This window comes from Bradyrhizobium sp. ma5 (assembly GCF_042258955.1).
GTDB lineage: Bacteria > Pseudomonadota > Alphaproteobacteria > Rhizobiales > Xanthobacteraceae > Bradyrhizobium.
On record NZ_CP170156.1, the window covers coordinates 923,274 to 942,189 of the forward strand.

The window sequence follows — 18,916 nt, forward strand, 5'->3', positions numbered from 1 at the left end:
TTCGCCTGCTAAACAGCTCAGGCGGAACGCGGCGCCGTATGTTTCTTGGTCTGGCTTGCGCCCGCAACGAGGTGAAATGACCCCGCACCGGCAGCCTTAGGCTTGCCCGCAGAAACGTCCTGATTGAAATTAAATTCGGTCGTCGAAATAGGATTCCAGTACGGCGGGGAGCTATCGCAAAAATGACAGAACTGCTGTCCTTTATAGCGAGTGGAGCCCCACTAGATTTAGTGTATATTCACCAAGATTATTGTCCACCTATTAATTTTTAGTCGAACTGGTACAGGCGTTTAGGCCTGTCCGCTGCAACTTGGCACTCAAGGTCCTGCGGTCTCGGCCCGGCGGTCCACATCACCATCGAGCCGCGACACGACAAGATCTTCTCGAGGGAGGGGATCGTGCGCATTCATATTGTTGTTCAATTGCTCGCCGGCACCGTTTTCACGCTCGTCGCCGCACTGACGTCCGTTCCGGTGCTGGCGCAAACCGAACCGGCCCAGCCCGCTGTTCAGGATTCCTCAGCGAAGTTCATCGGGAAGGTCGTGACGGTCACGGGTTCAGTCACGATCGAACATCCCAGTGCGGTCGTCGTTCAGGCCGCGCTGTCTGATCAATTGCCCCCAGCGAAGGTTGGCGATCCCGTCTATATGGGCGACGTGGTGAAGACCGGAGTCGATGGACGCGTCGGGATCAACTTCACCGATGGCACCTCGTTCAATCTGTCGAGCAACGCCAAGATGACCCTGACCGAGTTCGTCTACGATCCGAACGGCAAGTCGAATTCGACCTTGTTCAAGCTGGCCAATGGAACGTTCACCTTCGTTGCCGGCAATATTGCGAAGACCGGTGACATGAAGATCGACACACCCGCCGCGACGATGGGAATTCGAGGCACCACGCCGCGCATCGAAATATCCGACGATGGAACGGTCAGGTTCGCGACGCTCGTGGAAGAGGGCAAGAGCAAGCTTCTCAGGAAGCCCGCGACACGCGCGGCGCCGCAGCCCGAGCAGAACACCTACCACAGGTTCAATCCGAATATTTGTCGAGGGTGCTAGGCGAGCAGGGCGTCGGGTTTGAGCGGCCATTCATGGAAACCAGTGACGCGGCGTCGTCAAAACCGGAGCCCGACATGAAGCCTCGTGCAGGTTCCTGCGGGAGTGGCGGCCTGACGGCGCTGTTCATCCTGCTGTTGCTTGCATCGCCGGCGGGCGCGCAGAACCCGAAGCAAAAGAGCAACTATCTGCGCAACATCGAGCTGTGCAGCGGCGTCGATCACGCGCTGGCCGACGCGCGCATCGGCGCCTGCACGGCGCTGATCGATGCGGGGCAGGACATGACGCCGGCCGGCCTTGCGATCGCCTACAACAACCGCGGCAACGCCTACGCCGCCAAGGAAGACTATGACCGCGCCATCGGGGATTTTGATCGTTCCACCGAGCTCAATCCAACCTACACCAAGCCGTTCAACAACCGCGGCGTGGCCTACTTCAGGAAGCGCGAATACGATCGCGCGACCGACGCGTTCGATCAGGCCATCAAGCTCAACCCGAATTACGGCGAAGCCTTTGCCAATCGCGCCGGTGCCTATCTGAAGAAACAAGATTATGCCCACGCCGTGCAGGATTACGATCAGGCTATTCGCCTCGAGCCGAACCTCGACGGCGTGTGGAACGGACGCTGCTGGAGCCGGGCCATTCTCGGCGCGTTGCAGGAGGCGCTGCAAGACTGCAACAAGGCGCTGCAATCGGGATCGGCCAATGCCGCCACCTACGACTCGCGCGGCCTGATCTATCTGAAGACCGGCCAGCTTGGCGCAGCCATCGACGACTATAGCGCAGCACTACGCATCGATCCGAAGCTCGCAAGCGCACTCTATGGACGCGGGCTGGCGAAGCTGAAGCAGGGCGACAAGGCCGGCGGCAATGTCGACATCTCCGCGGCCAAGGTGATCCAGGACAGCATCGGCGACGACTTCACGCGCTACGGCGTGCAATAGCGAGCATGGTCGGCTAGAGCGTTTTCGAGCGAAGTGGACGCCGGTTCGCGTGAAGAAAACGCGTCAAAACAAGAGTCTAGAGCTTCGGTCCTGATTCAATCAGGACGAAAATTGCTCTAGTCCATGATCTCGACCGTTGCCGAACGGCCGGCGACCAGTGCGATGCGATCCGGCAGGTGATCGAGCGCGATGCGCACCGGAACGCGTTGTGCGAGCCGGACCCAGCTGAAGGTTGGATTGACGTTAGCGAGCAGGTTCGCGCCGTCCGTACGGTCACGGTCCGCGATGCCGGCGGCAATGCTCTCGACATGTCCGGTGAGCCGGACCGGCTCACCCATCAGCCGGATCTGCGCCTTGTCGCCGACGCGAATGCGCGCGAGCTTGGTTTCCTCGAAATAGCCCTCGACATGCAGCGTGTCGGTGTCGACCAGCGCCATCACGCCCTTGCCCGCGGTGACGTAGGCGCCGGGCCGCAGGTCCATATTGGTGATGGTGCCGTTGACAGATGCATGCACTTCGCTGCGATCGAGGTTGAGCTGCGCCACCGCGCGATCGGCGACCGACTGGTCGTAGGCGGCCTTGGCCTGGAGCTGCGTAGCCAGGACCTGCTCCTGCTTCTGCTGCGAAACCGCATCGGTGGTCAGCGCACTGTAGCGCTTGAGGTCGGCGTCGGCTTGATCCAGTGTCGCGCGATGGCCGGCGACCGCAGCGTCGGCCTGCTGCAATGCCAGGGCAAAGCGGGCGCGATCGATCCGGAACAGGATATCGCCGCGATGCACTTGCTGATTGTCCTTGACCAGCACGTCGGTGACGAATCCGGAGACGTCGGGAGCTACCTGCACCACGTCGGCGCGGACCCTGCCGTCGCGAGTCCATGGCGACTCCATGTAGTAGACCCAGAGCGCGCGGCCGACGGCGAGCGCAGCGACGAGCGCGATCGCGGTCAGCGCAACCCGGCCGAGCCAGGCGAAATTCCCTTTCATGGCAGAAACTCCGAAAGATAGACGACGACACCCAGCAGGCATACGTACAGGGCGAAATTGAACAGCGCGCGATGCCAGACCAGCCGGTAGAGCCCGAAGCGCCGCATGATCCGGGTCGCCACCGCGCTCAGCGCATAGGCCACGATCAGCCACAGCAGCAGCGCCGGAACCAGGACACCGTAGATGTCGAGCTCATATCTCATGCAGCAAAACTCTCCTCGGGCTGCGATCGATACGCAGGTGCATCCGGAAACAGGCCGCGGCGGATGCCGACGAGGCCGAGCAATGCATCGTCCCGCGCGCGCTCATTGGGATCCTTGACGACCGCGGCGAGCGCCGCATCGACGCATGACAGCAGCTCGGCCGGCATTGCCTCGTCGGCATGGGCGCGAAACGACGCCGCGAGGTCGTCCAGCATGTCGTCGATGGCACGCACGGTCGATGCGGCGAGGCCGTAACGGGCCCGCCTGAGGTCGATGATGTTGAGCCCGATGCGCAGCTGGACCAGGCTGTCGGCATCGCGGCGGTCGCTCTCGGAGATGAAGGCGATGCGCTGCACCAGGAGGCCGAGCCGATGCAGCATCAGGCCGGCAAACTGCGCGCGATCGCCGTGGCCGCGCCGCTCGGCCGCGACCGCCAGCGTCTGCCAGCCCGACGTCATCAGCCGCTTGGCGATCCATTCGGCGCCGACGCCGCGCGCGACCCGCGTCACGATCTCGGCGATGACGACACCGAGGAAGAAGGCGACCGATGTGTTGGCAAAACTGGCAAAATCCGCGCTGTAGGTCGATTGCAGGGCCAGCAGCGTCGCGGTGTTGGCGGCGAGCGCCATGCCGATCGGCGCGGTCTTGGGCCGCGCGATCAGGAATCCGTACAGCAGGAAGGTCGGCGCCAGCGCGGCGATCAGAACCTCGACATGGGAGATGCCCGGCACCAGCGCGAACTGATAGATCGCGACGACGACGATCGCGACCAGCGAGAACAGGCCGAAGGCCCGGATGCTGCGCGCCGGCTCGTCCTGCGCGGCGAAGAAGGAGCAAGCGACCGCCGCCATCATCGGCGCCGAGGCGCCATCCGGCCATCCGGTCGCAATCCACAACCCGCAGCAGATCAGGATGGCGACCGCCGCCCCTGCGGCCGACCACAGCGCCATGCCGTGGTCGCGGTGACGGACCGGTGCGGCCCCCGACTCCGGGTGGAACGCCAGCGGGACGGCGGAAATATCCTTCCCCGCGGCAATCGCATCGCCGATTGCGCGGCAGTCGGCCGAGATGTCGACAAGCTCGCGGAGCCGGAGCAGCAGGCTGATCGTGATGATGCGTTCGCGCGGCACCAGGCCGTCGAGGGCAGATTGCCGCTCGGCGATCGCAGCGCGGATCGCGTCGCCGGATTGCCGCTGGCGATCGTCGTCCACGATCCATGCGGCGAGATCGTCGATCAGGTGCCGCAGCTCCGGCTGCCTTTGCACCGCCGCTTCGCCGAGCCCGGCAAGCCGGTCTTCGATCGACGTGATGATCGGCAGCAGCATCAGCATGCGCAGCCGGACCTCGCCGAGGCCGCGCACGGTGCCGACGTCGGCCAGCCGGTCATAGGCGACATGGGTCATTAGCGTATCGGTCTCGACGATGTCGGTCGCGAGGCGAAGGCGTTGGGCCCGGCGCGTCTCGCTGGTCCCGTGATCAAGCAGCACGTCGCGGGAGAGGCGGCGCGCATCCGACAGCCAGCTCCTGACACGGCCGCCGACCGCCGGCGCGACGCTGCGCGGAAACACCACAGTCGAGACGAGGCTGGCACAGATGATGCCGAGCGAGATCTCTTCGACCCGCGCCAGCGCGACATCGAAGATGCTGCCCGGGTCAGCGACCGACGGAAAGCCGATCAGTGCGACGGTGTATCCGCCCAGCATGAAGACATAGCTGCGCGGCGTGCCGTCGAGCAGCGACAGATAAAGGCACAGTCCGACCCAGAGCGCGATCGCGAGGCACAGCAGCTCCGGCGCGTTGACCAGGTTCGGCACCAGGGCGACCGTCATGCTCGCGCCGACCAGAGTGCCGATCACGCGGAAGAACGCTTTCGAGCTGGTCGCGCCGGCCAGCGGCTGTGACGTGATGTAGACCGTCGCCATCGCCCAATAGGGCCGCGGTAGATCGATCGCCAATGCGATGACAAGCGCCAGCATCGACGCGGCGAACGTCTTCAACGCGAAGATGAGATCCGCGTGGCGGACCAGGAACGGCTCTTCCGCGCGCATGACTATTTCGCCCCTGGAGCGGTCTTATCTGAAGCGGTCTTGGCTGCAGCGCTCTTGGCATCGTGCAGGCGGCTCGCTCGCTCGTCGATGCGCTGCAGCGTCTCGAAGGTTACCGCAAGTTCCTCGCTGCCGATATCCTTCAGCACGCTGGCCCGCACGCGGCGCAGCACCCGGTTGGTCTCCTCGACCTTGGCGTCGCCGGCCGCGGTGAGATGCAGCGTCTTGGCGCGCCGGTCGGTCGGGTCCTCGCGACGCTCGACCAGGCCTTCGGTCTGCAGCAGATCGATCAGCCGCACCAGCGAAGGCCCCTCGATCCCAAGTTCATCGGCGAGCACACCCTGACGGACATTCTCCCCCTGCCGCGACAGCACCAGCAGCGGAATCGCCGTCGCGTAGGACAGGCCGTGATCGGACAGCGCCTGATCCGACTCGCGACGCCAGATCCGCGCGAGCCTGGTGATCAGGCGGCCGATCTCGGCGTGGATATGGGATTGCGAAGGAGGCATGCAAATTAGATAGGATACAAACTATTAGGCTGCAACTATATAGTCCGGAACATTCCTGGTGATCACGCAAAAGCGATCGAGCAAGCGGCAATGGGCACGAGCTCCACGGCAGGAGCGGGCGAAGAATTCCGGGGCGACAGCACGCTGGAGCTGGTGCCGACCTTCATCGTCGTGGCCGTGGATGCGACGGGATTGGGGATCATTCTGCCGTTGCTGCCGTTCTACTCGCAGCGGCTTGGGGCGACACCATTCGTGATCGGTGCGCTGATCTCGGTCTATGCGCTTTGCCAGCTGATCGCCGGCCCGATCGTCGGCGCACTGTCCGACCGCTACGGTCGCCGCAAGGTGCTTCTCGTCAGCCAGATCGGCACCTGCATCGGATTCGTGCTGCTTGCCGTCGCGGGCAACCTGACGCTGGTGTTCCTGGCCCGGATCGTCGACGGGCTGACGTCAGGCAACATCTCGGTGGCACACGCCTATGCGGCCGAGCACAGCGCGCCGCAGGCCCGCAAGCAGGCGCTCGGCATGACCAGCGGCGCGATCGGGACCGGCCTATTGGTCGGCCCCGCGCTGTCGGGCCTCCTCGTCCACTACGGCGACACCGCGCCGGTATGGGCTGCCGCAGCGTTGTCGCTGATCAGCATCGTCGCCACGATCGCTCTGCTGTCGCCGGATCATCCGGCCGCAGAGCCGCTCTATCAGCAGCGGGTGCCCGAGCCGACGCCCGCGCACACGATCCTCGGGTTGCGTTATGCGTGGCGCGTGCTCGGTCTGCTCATCGTGTTCTTCTTCGTCAATTCGATGTTCCTGTCGCAGATCGGCCTGTTCCTGTCGGCGCGGTTCAGCTGGAACGGGCATGCCTTCGGCGCCCGCGAGCTCGGCGCCGTATTCGCCTATGCCGGCTTCATCAACATGGTCGTGCAATGTGCCCTGATCACGCGCGCGAATATCTTCGCTTCCGACCGCATCATTGTCGTGGCGGCGTTCGCCTGCATGGCAGCCGGACTGGTCGGACTTGCGTTCGCCGACCGGATCAGCCTGCTTGCGGTATTCCTGACGCTGATCATCGTCGGCATGATGTTCGCCCGCAGCACGCTGACCGCCGAACTGTCGCGCAGCACCGCGATCAACCGGCAGGGCATGATCATGGGCGTCAACCAGTCGCTGATGTCGGGCGCCAACATCTGCGCTCCGCTGCTGAGCGGCGCGTTGATCGGTCACCAGCTCTACGTCAGCTGGACGCTGGTGATGGCGGCGATCGCAATGCTCGGCGTGGTCATGGCCGGGCAACTGCTCCCGCCGGGACAGCCAGGGCCGGAGCTGGACCAGCCGGAAAGCAACGGGCAGATGCTGCGTTGACGACGCGCGCCAACAGTCGAATAAGGTCCCGCGATGGCCAAAGACGAGCGACCGCGTGATAACCGCTCGACGCAGCGCGCTGCCCGCTCTCAACAGTCCTCGCCGGCGAGGCCGCCGACATAGATTCACCGCGCATAACGGCGTCGTTCACTTCGGCGACGCGCGTCAACGCCATGGCGAAGGCGCGGTGCCGGAACACGAGGCGGCGCTGCAGTCGCAACCAACGTTTGGTCTGATCGTCGTTCATCCCTGAGCGAGTGCCGCTCCGACGAGTCCCGGCACATATCCTCCGCGCCGCCAGCGCGCCCTACGGATCGAGCTCAGTATCCCAGTAGAGATAATCGAGCCAGCTCTCGTGCAGATAGTTCGGCGGGAACAGCCGGCCGTTGCGGTGGAGTTGATGCACCGTCGGCGCGTAGGGCGTCTGCTTCGGAAACATCTTGGCCTGCTGCGGGGTCAGATTGCCCTTGCGCAGATTGCAGGGCGAGCAGGCGGCGACGACGTTCTCCCAGGTGGTCTGGCCACCCTTGCTGCGCGGAATGATGTGATCGAAGGTGAGGTCGTCGCCCGACAGGCAATATTGGCAGCTGAATCGGTCGCGAAGGAAAACGTTGAACCGGGTGAAGGCGGGGTGGGTGGTCGGCTTGACGAAGGATTTGAGGGAGACGACGCTCGGCAGTTGGATTTCGAAGGAAGGACTTCGTACCGCCCGGTCGTAATATTCGACAATGTTGACACGATCGAGGAACACCGCCTTGATCGCGTCCTGCCAGGACCACAGCGACAGCGGGTAATAACTCAGCGGCCGGAAGTCCGCATTCAAGACCAGCACCGGCCAACCGCCTTGCGAGACATGTGCGTTCAAATAACGCTCCTGATCTCCCATTAGCTGCGAAGCAGCATGCACTCACATACTACAGGCAGCGTGACGGGATTGTGAAGAGCAATGAGCGGCTTATCCGCCATGCCCTGCCATGTTCCTGCCCCGATTGCCTCCCGCCCGCGAGGCCCGTAAAGGGAGCCGCAAGGCCCTGTCGGCCAGTGACGGACCCTGCCGATGACCACGACCACAAGCTATCTCGAGGCGCCGCGCAGGTTGCGCGCATTCGTGCGTGCGCACGAGACGAGCCTCGTGGTGCTGGCGGTGCTGATCGGCGCCATCGGCGGCCTCGTGGTCGCGGTCATGAGCAGCCTGGTCACGGTATTGCATTCGGTGCTGTTCAATCTGCCGCTGGGCGAACGGCTGTCGAGCCAGCTCAGCATCGATCCCGTGCGGGCGCTCGTGGTTCCGACGGTCGGCGGACTGGTGCTTGGTGTAGCGTTCCTGCTGCTGCTTCGGGTCCGGCCGGCCCGGGAAATCGACCCGATCGAGGCCAACGCGCTGTATGGCGGCCGGATGTCGTTCCGCGGCAGCGTGATCGTGGCGCTGCAGACGATTTGGTCGAGTGGCGTCGGCGGCTCGGTCGGGCTCGAGGCCGGCTATACCCAGTTGTCCAGCGGTCTGGCCGCCTCGCTCGGCCGCGGCTTTCATCTCCGCCGCAACGACCAGCGAATCATGGTCGGCTGCGGCGCGGCGGCGGCGATCGCCGGGGCCTTCAGCGCGCCGCTGGCCGGCGCGTTCTATGCTTTCGAACTTGTGATCGGCGGTTATACGCCGGCGAGTCTGACCCCGGTCGGCGTGGCGGCGGTGACCGGCTATTTCGTCGCCCATGCCTTCGAGCCGCTGCCGCTCGGCGTCGGCGTCGGAACCGTCGGCGACGTGCTCGGGCGGGATCTTGCGATCGCCGCGCTGCTCGGCGTGGTCGCGGCCCTGACCGGCATTGCGATCATGCGCGGGGTGGCGCTGTGCGAGACGCTGCTCGCCAAGACCCGGCTCTGGCCGCCGCTGCGGCCGGCGCTCGGCGGGCTAGCGGTCGGCGCCATGGCGCTGCTGACGCCGCAGGTGATGTCGTCGGGCCATGGCGCGCTGCGCTTCGCCGGCATCGTGGCGATGCCGCTCACCTTCATCGCCGGCGTGTTCGCGCTGAAGGCGGTTGCCTCGATCGTGTCGCTCGGCTCGGGTTTCCGCGGCGGATTGTTCTTCGCCACGCTGTTCATGGGCGCGCTCGGCGGCCGGCTGTTTGCCGCCGGCGTCGACATCGTGTGGCCGGGGCTCAATCTCGATCCCAACGCCTATGCCGTAATCGGGATGAGCGCGCTGTCGGCCTCGGTGATCGGCGGTCCATTGACGATGTCGTTCATCGCGCTGGAATCCACCGGCAATCTCTGGCTCACCACCGCAGTGCTGGTCGCGGTCATCATCTCGACCACGATCACGCGCGAGCTGTTCGGCTATTCGTTCGCGACCTGGCGGCTGCATCTGCGCGGCGAGACCATCCGCAGCGCCGCCGATATCGGCTGGATCCGCGATCTCACGGTCGGCAAGATGATGCGGCAGGACATGACGACGGTGAACGCCGCGATGCCGATCGAGGCGTTCCGCGAGGAATTCCCGCCCGGCTCGAAGACGCAGGTCGTCGCGGTCGACGGCGAGGGACGTTATGCCGGGCTCGCGCTGGTTGCCGAAGCGCACGCGCCCGATCTCGAGGCCGACAAGGGACTTGCCGGCATCCTGCGCTACGCCGACGTGGTGCTGCATCCCGGCATGAACGTGCAGGAGGCGATCGCGGTGTTCGACGCCGCCGAAGCGGAATCGCTTGCCGTGGTCGAGGACGACGGCGACCGGCGGCCGATCGGCCTGCTCACCGAAGCGCACGCGATGCGGCGCTATGCGGAAGAATCCGAGCAGCGCCGTCGCGAGGTGATCGGCGAGATTTGATTGCGGCGGGCGCTCTGTTGGGCCCGTCGCAAGCTATCAGCCCCGTCATCCTTGTAAGTCTCGAATCGCCGGATCGGATAGAGTGTCCGGTGCGGTAGCGGACGGGAGACCGCTTCATCCAAGGGCTTTGAAGCCCGTGCCTCAGCGCGGCGCCCCGTCCGTTGTTCCATTGAACCCGAACAGTCGCGAGGGCCGCCTGGCGAGCCCGGTTGCGCAAGGATGGGTGCAGATGGACGCGATCTACGTTGGCATTGATGTGTCGAAGGACCGGCTGGACGTGCATGTGCGTCCAAGCGGAGAAGCCTTTGCCGTGGCACGTGACGGCAAAGGCTTGGAGGAGCTCGTTGCGCGCTTGCAGGTGATCTCGCCGGCGCTGATTGCGGTGGAGGCAACCGGCGGCTTCGAGACCATCGTCGCTGCTGCGCTGGCGGGCGCTCAGCTGCCGCTGGTGGTGGTCAATCCGGCCCAGATCCGGCACTTCGCGCAGGCGGTTGGTCAGCGTGCCAAGACGGACCCGATCGATGCGGCAGTCATCGCGCGGTTTGTCGAGGCCGTAAAGCCGGAGCCACGTGCCATGCCGGATCAGGAAGCTCGGCTGCTGGCTGAACTGGTCAGTCGCCGACGGCAGATCATCGAGATGATCGTTGCCGAGCGTCAGCGCGAGAAGCGGGCCGAGAACGTCCGTGTCCGCAAGAGCCTTGCCCGCCATATCAAGGTCCTCGAGAAGGAGCTGCCGGAGATCGACAACGACATCGACACGCTGGTGCGCGGCTCGCCAGTCTGGCGCGCCAAGGAGGAACTGCTGGTCAGCTTTCCTGGCGTGAGCAACACCCTCGCGCGGACCTTCCTTGCCGAGGTGCCGGAGCTCGGCGCACTCAATCGGCGCCAGATCGCGAGCCTCGCCGGTCTTGCCCCGTTCACCCGCCAGTCGGGCCGCTGGAAGGGCAAGAGCATGATCGGCGGCGGAAGAGCCAAGCTGCGCGCCGGGCTCTACATGGCCGCTCTGTCGGCCAGCCGGTACCATCCGCAGCTCAAGGTCTTCTATCGGCGCCTGGTGACCGCTGGAAAGCCCAAGATGGTCGCCCTCATCGCCGTTGCGCGCAAAGTTCTCACCACCCTCAACGCCATGCTCAGGGACCAAAAACCATGGCAACCCGCTTGACGAAGAACACAGTCGCTGAGGAGCGCGGAACGCGCGTCTCGAATGATGCACGGCCCGGCTGGTGGCCGTCGACCCTTCGAGACGCGCTGCGCGCTCCTCAGGGTGACGGGGTAAGACAAAGGGCGGCCTTTACAAAACTACACCGTCACCCGCTCCAGTTTCTGCAGGCAGCGCGTCATCCGCACCGCGGCCGGCATCTCGGTGTCCGGAAAGCTGGTCTTCCAGTCGGTGACGCCGACTTCGCCGACGTAGATGTCGCCGCGCGAGTCCAGCGCGATGCCGTGCGGCGCCAGGAATCTGCCGGTCTCGACGCCGGGGCCGTGCTCGCCGCCGAGCCGGGCGATGCGCTTGCCGGTGCCATCCACGATCGACAGCCGTGGGCCGAGATTAGGGACCTTGCGGTTGACGGCCATTCCCGGGCCGAGCTCGCCGATCACGAAGTTCGGCCGCTTGCCGCCGCCGCAGCAGCACAGCGCGCAGGGCCGGTGCAGATTGTTCCACTGCGTCTCGTATTTACCGTTGCCGTCGAACACCTGGACGCGATGGTTCTCGCGGTCGGCGACATAGACCCAGCCGTCGGCGTCGGTCACGATGTTGTGCACGATGTTGAACTGGCCGGGATCGGTGCCGGGCTCGCCCCAAGTTTTGATCAGCCTGCCGTCCGGCGTGTATTTGTGCACGCAGGCATTGCCGTAGCCGTCGGAGACGTAGATCTCGCCGTTCGGCGACAGCGCGGTATGGGTGCAGCGATGGAACGGTTCGCCGCTCATGAACGGCGCCGGCTTGTTCGGGATGCCGATCGTCAGCAGCACCTTGCCGTCAGCTGAACATTTGCGCACGGTGTGGTCGCCGTCGTCGGTGCAGTAGAGATTGTCGTCGGCGTCGATATGCAGGCCGTGCGCGCGTGCGAACACGCCTTCGCCCCAGCTCCGGATGAAATTCCCCTCGCGGTCGAGCACCACCATCGGGTGTTCGCCGCGGTTGAAGACATAGACGCGGTCCTTGCTGTCGACCGCGACGGAGGCGACATCCGTCAGGCTCCAGCCGTCGGGGAGTTTTGCGAAGTTCTCCACCACGCGGTAGCGATGCTCGCCGGTGCCGAGGATGGTTGGCATTGTTCGTCCCCTCTCTCTTTTCGTCATTCCGGGGCGCGCGTAGCGCGAGCCCGGAATCCATACTCCCGATCGTGGTTATGGATTCCGGGCCTGCGCTGCGCGCATCCCGGAATGACGATGACGGTTATGTCAACCTCGCCACAGGCCCGACGTCGCGCGGCAACAGCCCTTCCTCGATCGCCTTGATCTGCAGCGCGAGATAGCGCGAGTTGATGCGGCATTGCGCGAGGCTGCCGGCGATGAACCACAGGCCGGGCTGCGGCGTGCGGGTGTACATGTTGCGCAGCTCCTGGCCGTCGCCGAAGCCCCAGATCGGGCCGACGCGCGCGGCCATTGCCGCGCCGAACAGCCTCTTCACCAGCTCTTCCTGCGGCCGGTAGCCGGTCGCCAGCACGATGAGGTCGGCGGTCACCGTCTCGCCGGTCTTCAGCCGCGCGCCTTCGCTCACGAAAGCCTCGATATCGGCAAATTGCTTCAAGGCGATCGCGCCACTCGCGACGAGATCGGAGCAGCCGACGTTGAAGTAATAGCCGCCACCGCGGGTCAGGTATTTGAACTGCCAACCGGTGCCGCCGTCGCCGAAATCGAGCTTGAAGCCCTTCCGTGCGAGACCGTCGAGCAGCGGTCTGTCGAGCTCTTTCGACTGCTCGGTCAGCAGCACATGGCTGCGCTTGGCGAGCGCCAGCGGCATCGAGGTCGCGATCAGATCGTTATCCTCGAGCGAGCCTTCATTGTAGGCGGCATAGGCCAGCTGCGCCGACGGCTCGATATTGGTGACGAGCGTCGAGGAGCGCTGCACCAGCGTCACCTGGGCGCCGGAGGAATGCAGGTCCTGCGCGATGTCATGGCCGCTGTTACCGGTGCCGATGACAAGCGCGCGCTTGCCGGCCCAATGCTCGCCGTCCTCGTAACCGCTGGAATGCAGCACCTTGCCGGAGAAGTTCTTCAGCGACGGGATATCAGGCACGCTGGGGATACCGCTGACGCCGGTCGCCATCACGACGTGGCGCGGCTGTATCTTCCGCGTCGTGCCATCGGCGCGGCGCAGTTCGACGGTCCAGCGTCCCCTTGTCTCGTCGTAGCTGCCGCCGACGAATTCCGTGCCGGTCCAGAAGTTCAGCTCCATGGCATCGACATAGGATTCGAACCAGTTGGCGAGCTTGTCCTTCGGGATGTAGGTCGGCCAGTTCGGCGGAAATGGCATGTAGGGCAAATGATTGACCTGCACCTGGTTGTGCAGCGTCAGCGCGTGGTAGCGCTTGCGCCAATTGTCGCCGACGCGCGCCTCGCGGTCGACGATCAGCGCGTCGATCTTGAGCTGTTGCAGCCGCGCGGCGATCGCGAGCCCGGCCTGTCCGCCGCCGACCACCAGCACATCCGGATCGCGGCCGGCATATTCCGCGGACGCCCTGCGCAGATCGAGCCAGTTGGGTCCACGGAAGTCGCGGGAATAGGCTTGTCCACGCGGCCTTGTGTGTCCCTGCTGCTCCTCGAATCCCTTGAGCTCCTCCAGCGCCGTCAGGAACGTCCAGGCCTTCAGCCGATCGCTATCGGCGGCGTCGGGGATCAGCCGCACGATGCCGTGGCCGCGGCCGACTGCCGTCTCGAACTTGAAGATCGCCTCGATCGCGTTGGTGCCGGCGCGCATCACCCGGCGGGGCGGCGCGCGCTCGGCATCGATGCGGAAATCATGCGGCGCGCTGCGGAGGGCATGCGCCGGCAGTTCCTCGATGATGGCAAAGGCGCGGTTGACGGTCTGGATGTTCCAGCTCAGCGCCAGCACGTCACGCCAATAGCTCTCGGGATGGAACAGCGGCTTCAGCAGCACATCGTCGGGGCCCGCCAGCGCATCCTCGAACTGCACAAGCCAATTGTCGGCGGCGACCGAAATATCGTCCGTCTTGTCGAGCATTGAGCGTTTCTCGTCATCGGCCGCCCTTGGTGACGTTCTTCTTGGCGGCGTTCCCTTGCCCGCAAGCCTATACCCATTGGCGAGGCCGCAGAAAGGGCGCGACGGGATATCGCCTATTCGGCCAGCGACAGGATCAGGCCTTGATCCGGCGGAACGCGGCCCTGCAGGGTATCGAGATAGGCCTCGCGCACCGCGGCCGGGCCGCGCCGCTCGACGACATCGAGCCAGTTGGGCAGGTGCGGCACGAGCTCAGTCCATGCCGCGCCGAAACGTTGGTCGATGCGGCCGGGACCCCATTCCTTGGCGCGCTTGCGGATCTGGTCGGGCGCGAAGAACCACACCGGCTTGGCGCCGGGCAGCGTCGGCTCATCCGGCTCGCTCGCGCGATGGGTGAGCCCGACCTGGCCGGAATAGACCATCTGCGCACCGAAGTGCCGGTGCAGGGCCTCGCGCAGCGCGCTGTTGCCAGCCATGTCGACATAGGCGACAGGCTCGGCCGCCGGGATCGCGGTGACCTGATCATAGGCGACGACCTCGTCATAGCAGCCGAGCGAGGTGACGAAATCGACATTGCCCTTCGAGGTCAGCCCGATCACCCGGATGCCTCGTTTGTGCAGCAGATGGGCGAGCCCGAACGCGGTCTTGCTCGAGGCCGACGACAAGATGACGCGGCGTGCGCCGTAGAACGCATTCTCGGCGAGGGCGTCGTCGACCAGGAACGACAGCATGAACAAGGGCAGCAGCAGCGCGCGGAAATCGCCCTGCTGGCCGGCATAGCTCGGATCGTTGGAGACGCGGGCATAGGCATTGTAGACCGGCGAGACCTCCTGCCGGTGCGCGGCGCCGTCACGCAGTCCGCGCTTGCTGACATCGGCCGCCTCGATCACCAGATGGGTCGCCATCGGGAAATAGCCGAACAGCGTTTCGCCGGCTGCGATCATCAGATGTTTTGAGGCCAGCACTTCGCCAAAGCCCCACACCGGGATGATGCCGTAACCCTCGGGCGCCGGGAACAGGTGCCAGTACTTCAGCTGCTCGCCGATCACGGCGTAGGTGATGTTGTTGGCGGTGAAGGCGAAGCGGGTCACTTTCACCAGCAGCGCATCGGCCGGCAGCGCCGCGGCATCGGGCAATCGCGTCTCGATCACCTTGCATTGCTGCAGGTCGTTGCGGATGACGATGAAATCAGTGGCGTTCATGGCGATGATCCCGGCTTCAGATGCGCCGGCATCGTTGCGTCGATCGCCGGCGTTTTGCAACAGCAACTAAGTTTCAAACGCCGTTCGCCTCACTGTGCCGTGGTCAACGAAGCTGTCCTTCGCGGTAGAGGTCGCGCAGCTTGCGCTTGAAGATCTTGCCGGTGGCCTCGCGCGGCAGCGCGTCCATGAAGCGGATGTCCCTCGGCACCTTGAAATTGGCGAGCTTCCCGCGCAGGAAATCCTGGATCGCCGCGACCGACAGCGTGCTGCCCGCTTCCGGCTCGACGCAGGCGAACAGCCGCTCGCCATATTCGTCGTCGGGCACGCCGAACACCGCGCAGTCGCGGACGCCCGCCATGCCGATCAGGGTATTCTCGATCTCGGCGGGGTAGATGTTGACGCCGCCCGAGATCACCATGTCGCGCTTGCGGTCGCACAGGAACAGATAGCCGTCGGCGTCGAGATAGCCGACATCGCCGACGCTGATCAGGCCCTCGCGGTCGGCCTCGGCACGCGCCGTGGCCTTACCATGATAGTCGAAGTCCGAGATCAACGTCTGACGCATGAAGATCTCGCCGGGCTCGTCGACGTCGCATTGCGTCCCGTCGGGCCGGAAGATCTTGACGATGCCGCCCTCGATGGCGCGGCCGACAGTGCCGGGCTTGGCCAGCGCCTCGGCCGACGAATGCCAGACCGGGATGCCGGTCTCGGTCGAGCCGAGATATTCATTGATGACAGGTCCCCACCACTCGATCATCGCGCGCTTGACGTCGACCGGGCAGGGCGCCGCGCCGTGCACGATGAAGCGCAGCGACGACAGGTCGTAGCGGCGCCGCGTCTCCTCCGGCAGGCGCAGCAGCCGCACGAACATGGTCGGCACCATATGCATATGGGTGACGCGGTGACGCTCGATCAGTTGCAGCAGATCCTCGGGATCGAAGCGCGGTTCGAGCACGATCACGCAGCCGTTGCGGAACGCGAGCATGCCATAGGAGTGCGGCGCCGAATGGTACATCGGGCCATTCATCAGGATCACCTGATCTTCGTCAGGCTTGACGCCGTAGGTGAGCGCACCGATACGGGCCGCCGCCGGCAGCTGCTCGGGACGCATCGGCTTGCGCCGCACGCCCTTCGGCAATCCGGTCGTGCCCGAGGTATAGAACATCGGCGCGGCGCCGAGCGGAGCGTCGGTCAGCGGCGCATGGGTGTCGCGCCATTGGTCCCAGTCGGCGACGCCATCTGGCGCGTGCGTGAGTTCCGGCGCCACGCCATAGGCTGCGGCGATCTCCGGCGGCGTCGTCACGACCAATAGCTTGATCCCCGGCGGCAACCCGTCGCGGATCTGCGGCAGCAGGTCGGCGTGGCAGACCAGCGTGTCGGCGCCGCTGTCGGACAGGATGTAGGCGACCTCGTCGGCCTTCAGATGCCAGTTGATCGGCACCACCGGACTGCCGAGTGCGGCTGACGCTGCGACCACCTCGAACAGCGCGAAATCGTTGCGCAGCATCATGCCGACCGGCTTGCCGCCCTGAACGCCGAGCGCGCGGAAGCCGGTCGCCGCCCGCGCGATGCGGGCGTGAATGTCGCTATAGCTGATCTGTCTGTCGCCGCTGATGATCATATTCCGTTCCGTTTCCTCGCGATCGCCCGGCCGGTGTTCGGTCTTAGTTTCCGGCCCGCGCCGCTCATTTGGTCTTCGCAAACGCGATGATCGGTGACCAGATCGCGTCAGGCATCTCCTTGTAGATCGCGTTGTGATCAAATCCATCGATCACGCTGGAGGTCTTCGTCCCCGACTTGGCATCATAGACCCGTTGTCCGAGATCGACAGGGATCGTTTTGTCCGATCGGCTGTGAACCCAAAGCAGGGGGATCGACACATGGCTCGCCGCGTCGACATTGTTCCAGACGTCCGGCAGCTTGAGCATGGCCTGCTCGGGCGCGCCACCTCGAATGGCGATATCGCGCAGCGACGAGAACGGGCTTGCTACGATGATGCAGTCCGGTTTGGCGTCACTATGCGTTGCCGCGTAAAGCAATGGACCGCCGCCGAGGGAGTGGCTGAGCAGGCAGCGCCGTCCGTCGGCGGGAAACAGCTTCAAGAAGGCGTCGAGCGCCGCGACGCTGTCATCGTTGATGTTGTCGATCGTCCCGGGAGGGCTGCTCCGGCCGTGCCCTGAATAGTCGAACACCAGCGAGGACACACATTTGTCGTGCAGGAATTTCTGCACCGCGATCCAATCGGCGACGGTTTCGCCCCGGCCGTGAAAGATCAGCAGCGCCGGTGCCGCCTGGCAGGATGCGGCCGCATGCACCAGGAAGCCGTCGAGCCGGCGATCGTGGCTCGGTATTGCGACGCGCTCGAAGGCCAGGCCGACATCCGCCGGCGTCGCCTGCGACACCTCGCCCGGATTGAGCGTGTTCTTCTCGAACGTGCCCCACGGGCCGTCGCCGGCCCGTGCCATGCCGGACATCGTCGTGAGCAGGGCGAGAAGGATCAATGACAGCGGACGCTTCATCCTGCTCTCCTGCGAGATATCAGGGATTGCCGATCAGGCGCTGAGCCGCGTCGTGAAGCTGTCGCGTGCCTGCGCAAGCTCGGCCTTCATCCGCGCCACCAGTTCGGCAACCGGCGGGGCGTCGGTGATCTGGCCGATGCCCTGGCCCGAACCCCAGATGTCGCGCCAGGCCTTGGCTTTGGTGTTGCCGCCGGAGCCGAAATTCATCTTGGTCTTGTCGGCGACCGGCAGGTTGGTGGGATCGAGGCCCGCGGCTGCGATCGACGGTCCGAGGTAGTTGCCGTGCACGCCGGTGAACAGATTCGAATAGACGATGTCGTGCGCGGCATATTCGGTCAGCGCCTGCTTGTACCTGAGGTCGGCGTTGGCTTCCTCGGTTGCGATGAAGCGGGTGCCGACGTAGGCGAGGTCGGCGCCGAGCGCGAGTGCGGACGCGATGCTCCAGCCGTCGGAGATCGCGCCCGACAGCAGGATGGTGCCCTTGAACCATTGCTTGACCTCGCGCACCAGCGCGAACGGCGACAGCGTGCCGGCATGGCCGCCCGCGCCGGCGCAGACCAGGATCAATCCGTCGACGCCCTGCTCGGCCGCCTTGCGGGCGTGCTTCACGTTGATGACGTCGTGGAACACCACGCCGCCGTAGGAGTGCGCGGCCTCGACGATCTCGGACGGCGGCCGCAGCGAGGTGATGATGATGGGCACCTTGTGCTTCACGCAGGTTTCCATGTCGTGCATCAGCCGGTCGTTGGAGGCGTGGCAGATCTGGTTGACCGCGTAGGGAGCGACCTTCTTCTCCGGATGCAGCGCCTGATACTCGCCGAGCTCGTTCTCGATCCGCGTCAGCCATTCGTCGAGCTTCTCGACCGGGCGGGCGTTGAGCGCCGGGAATGAGCCGACGATGCCGGCCTTGCACTGCGCGATCACGAGCTCGGGCCCCGAGACGATGAACAGCGGCGAGCCGACGACCGGCAGTTCGAGCCTGTTGGCGAGCGAGGCGGGCAGCGACATTGTTCGGATCCTCCATGCGCCGCCCGGCCGGTGCCGGGGCGGATCGCGATTTGTTGTGATGGCCGGAGCGGCGGCTCCCTTGGCG

At 65.1% G+C, this 18,916-nt stretch carries 16 protein-coding genes; 5 read left to right on the forward strand and 11 right to left on the reverse strand.

Annotated features, from left to right (window positions below):
* Nucleotides 1–422 precede the first annotated feature (422 nt).
* Nucleotides 423–1,058, forward strand: a complete 636-nt coding sequence (locus tag ACE103_RS04240; RefSeq protein WP_223974265.1) for a FecR domain-containing protein — start codon at nt 423–425, stop codon at nt 1,056–1,058.
* A 74-nt stretch (nt 1,059–1,132) separates the two neighbouring features.
* Nucleotides 1,133–1,999 (forward strand): tetratricopeptide repeat protein, encoded by an 867-nt coding sequence (locus ACE103_RS04245; RefSeq protein WP_375778448.1) that lies wholly within the window; start codon nt 1,133–1,135, stop codon nt 1,997–1,999.
* Nucleotides 2,000–2,115: 116 nt separating this feature from the next.
* Here the strand turns inward: ACE103_RS04245 and ACE103_RS04250 are convergent, their stop codons facing one another.
* The 4 genes from ACE103_RS04250 to ACE103_RS04265 are packed head-to-tail and all read right to left on the reverse strand — an operon-like array spanning nt 2,116 to nt 5,739.
* Nucleotides 2,116–2,982, reverse strand: a complete 867-nt coding sequence (locus ACE103_RS04250; protein ID WP_375778449.1) for an efflux RND transporter periplasmic adaptor subunit — start codon at nt 2,980–2,982, stop codon at nt 2,116–2,118.
* Nucleotides 2,979–3,185: a DUF1656 domain-containing protein gene (locus tag ACE103_RS04255; RefSeq protein WP_223974259.1), complete on the reverse strand. Its 207-nt coding sequence runs from the start codon at nt 3,183–3,185 to the stop codon at nt 2,979–2,981. Before ACE103_RS04255 ends, ACE103_RS04250 begins: the two co-directional genes overlap by 4 nt.
* Nucleotides 3,182–5,233, reverse strand: coding sequence for an FUSC family protein (locus ACE103_RS04260; protein WP_375778450.1), 2,052 nt, complete (start codon nt 5,231–5,233; stop codon nt 3,182–3,184). The genes ACE103_RS04255 and ACE103_RS04260 overlap by 4 nt, the downstream gene beginning before the upstream one ends.
* Nucleotides 5,234–5,235: 2 nt before the next feature.
* Complete coding sequence (locus ACE103_RS04265; protein ID WP_223974256.1) at nt 5,236–5,739, reverse strand: MarR family winged helix-turn-helix transcriptional regulator; 504 nt, start codon at nt 5,737–5,739, stop codon at nt 5,236–5,238.
* A gap of 90 nt (nt 5,740–5,829) precedes the next feature.
* Here ACE103_RS04265 and ACE103_RS04270 point away from each other — a divergent pair, with 90 nt between their 5' ends.
* Nucleotides 5,830–7,098: an MFS transporter gene (locus ACE103_RS04270; RefSeq protein ID WP_375778451.1), complete on the forward strand. Its 1,269-nt coding sequence runs from the start codon at nt 5,830–5,832 to the stop codon at nt 7,096–7,098.
* Between the two features lie 307 nt (nt 7,099–7,405).
* On the opposite strand, the gene ACE103_RS04275 is transcribed toward ACE103_RS04270, so the two are convergent.
* Nucleotides 7,406–7,963 carry an HNH endonuclease gene (locus tag ACE103_RS04275; RefSeq protein WP_016845270.1) on the reverse strand — a complete coding sequence of 186 codons (558 nt, stop codon included), beginning with the start codon at nt 7,961–7,963 and terminating at the stop codon, nt 7,406–7,408.
* Nucleotides 7,964–8,155: 192 nt separating this feature from the next.
* On the opposite strand from ACE103_RS04275, the gene ACE103_RS04280 reads away from it, so the two are divergent.
* Both ACE103_RS04280 and ACE103_RS04285 read left to right on the forward strand, forming a co-directional pair.
* Nucleotides 8,156–9,916 carry a chloride channel protein gene (locus tag ACE103_RS04280; protein WP_375778452.1) on the forward strand — a complete coding sequence of 587 codons (1,761 nt, stop codon included), beginning with the start codon at nt 8,156–8,158 and terminating at the stop codon, nt 9,914–9,916.
* 229 nt (nt 9,917–10,145) lie between these two features.
* Nucleotides 10,146–11,078 carry an IS110 family transposase gene (locus ACE103_RS04285; RefSeq protein ID WP_375777642.1) on the forward strand — a complete coding sequence of 311 codons (933 nt, stop codon included), beginning with the start codon at nt 10,146–10,148 and terminating at the stop codon, nt 11,076–11,078.
* A 137-nt stretch (nt 11,079–11,215) separates the two neighbouring features.
* Here ACE103_RS04285 and ACE103_RS04290 read toward each other — a convergent pair whose 3' ends face one another.
* The 6 genes from ACE103_RS04290 to ACE103_RS04315 form a co-directional block, all read right to left on the reverse strand.
* Nucleotides 11,216–12,193 (reverse strand): peptidyl-alpha-hydroxyglycine alpha-amidating lyase family protein, encoded by a 978-nt coding sequence (locus ACE103_RS04290; protein ID WP_375778453.1) that lies wholly within the window; start codon nt 12,191–12,193, stop codon nt 11,216–11,218.
* A 124-nt stretch (nt 12,194–12,317) separates the two neighbouring features.
* Nucleotides 12,318–14,105: a flavin-containing monooxygenase gene (locus tag ACE103_RS04295; protein WP_375778454.1), complete on the reverse strand. Its 1,788-nt coding sequence runs from the start codon at nt 14,103–14,105 to the stop codon at nt 12,318–12,320.
* A gap of 113 nt (nt 14,106–14,218) precedes the next feature.
* Entirely contained in the window at nt 14,219–15,304 is a 1,086-nt protein-coding gene (locus ACE103_RS04300; RefSeq protein WP_375778455.1) for a DUF2855 family protein, read from the reverse strand.
* Between the two features lie 103 nt (nt 15,305–15,407).
* Nucleotides 15,408–16,925 (reverse strand): acyl-CoA synthetase, encoded by a 1,518-nt coding sequence (locus ACE103_RS04305; RefSeq protein WP_375778456.1) that lies wholly within the window; start codon nt 16,923–16,925, stop codon nt 15,408–15,410.
* Nucleotides 16,926–16,989: 64 nt separating this feature from the next.
* Nucleotides 16,990–17,823 carry an alpha/beta hydrolase gene (locus ACE103_RS04310; protein WP_375778457.1) on the reverse strand — a complete coding sequence of 278 codons (834 nt, stop codon included), beginning with the start codon at nt 17,821–17,823 and terminating at the stop codon, nt 16,990–16,992.
* A 33-nt stretch (nt 17,824–17,856) separates the two neighbouring features.
* Nucleotides 17,857–18,831, reverse strand: coding sequence for a nitronate monooxygenase family protein (locus ACE103_RS04315; RefSeq protein ID WP_223974243.1), 975 nt, complete (start codon nt 18,829–18,831; stop codon nt 17,857–17,859).
* Nucleotides 18,832–18,916 lie beyond the last annotated feature (85 nt).

Excerpts from the sequence above, each read along its gene's own strand:
- ACE103_RS04295 (WP_375778454.1), bottom strand. The coding sequence starts at position 14,105 with ATGCTCGACAAGACGGACGATATTTCGGTCGCCGCCGACAATTGGCTT.
- ACE103_RS04290 (WP_375778453.1), bottom strand. The coding sequence starts at position 12,193 with ATGCCAACCATCCTCGGCACCGGCGAGCATCGCTACCGCGTGGTGGAG.
- ACE103_RS04285 (WP_375777642.1), top strand. The coding sequence starts at position 10,146 with ATGGACGCGATCTACGTTGGCATTGATGTGTCGAAGGACCGGCTGGAC.
- ACE103_RS04315 (WP_223974243.1), bottom strand. The coding sequence starts at position 18,831 with ATGTCGCTGCCCGCCTCGCTCGCCAACAGGCTCGAACTGCCGGTCGTC.
- ACE103_RS04300 (WP_375778455.1), bottom strand. The coding sequence starts at position 15,304 with ATGAACGCCACTGATTTCATCGTCATCCGCAACGACCTGCAGCAATGC.
- ACE103_RS04255 (WP_223974259.1), bottom strand. The coding sequence starts at position 3,185 with ATGAGATATGAGCTCGACATCTACGGTGTCCTGGTTCCGGCGCTGCTG.
- ACE103_RS04250 (WP_375778449.1), bottom strand. The coding sequence starts at position 2,982 with ATGAAAGGGAATTTCGCCTGGCTCGGCCGGGTTGCGCTGACCGCGATC.
- ACE103_RS04270 (WP_375778451.1), top strand. The coding sequence starts at position 5,830 with ATGGGCACGAGCTCCACGGCAGGAGCGGGCGAAGAATTCCGGGGCGAC.
- ACE103_RS04245 (WP_375778448.1), top strand. The coding sequence starts at position 1,133 with ATGAAGCCTCGTGCAGGTTCCTGCGGGAGTGGCGGCCTGACGGCGCTG.
- ACE103_RS04280 (WP_375778452.1), top strand. The coding sequence starts at position 8,156 with ATGACCACGACCACAAGCTATCTCGAGGCGCCGCGCAGGTTGCGCGCA.
- ACE103_RS04260 (WP_375778450.1), bottom strand. The coding sequence starts at position 5,233 with ATGCGCGCGGAAGAGCCGTTCCTGGTCCGCCACGCGGATCTCATCTTC.
- ACE103_RS04265 (WP_223974256.1), bottom strand. The coding sequence starts at position 5,739 with ATGCCTCCTTCGCAATCCCATATCCACGCCGAGATCGGCCGCCTGATC.
- ACE103_RS04305 (WP_375778456.1), bottom strand. The coding sequence starts at position 16,925 with ATGATCATCAGCGGCGACAGACAGATCAGCTATAGCGACATTCACGCC.
- ACE103_RS04310 (WP_375778457.1), bottom strand. The coding sequence starts at position 17,823 with ATGAAGCGTCCGCTGTCATTGATCCTTCTCGCCCTGCTCACGACGATG.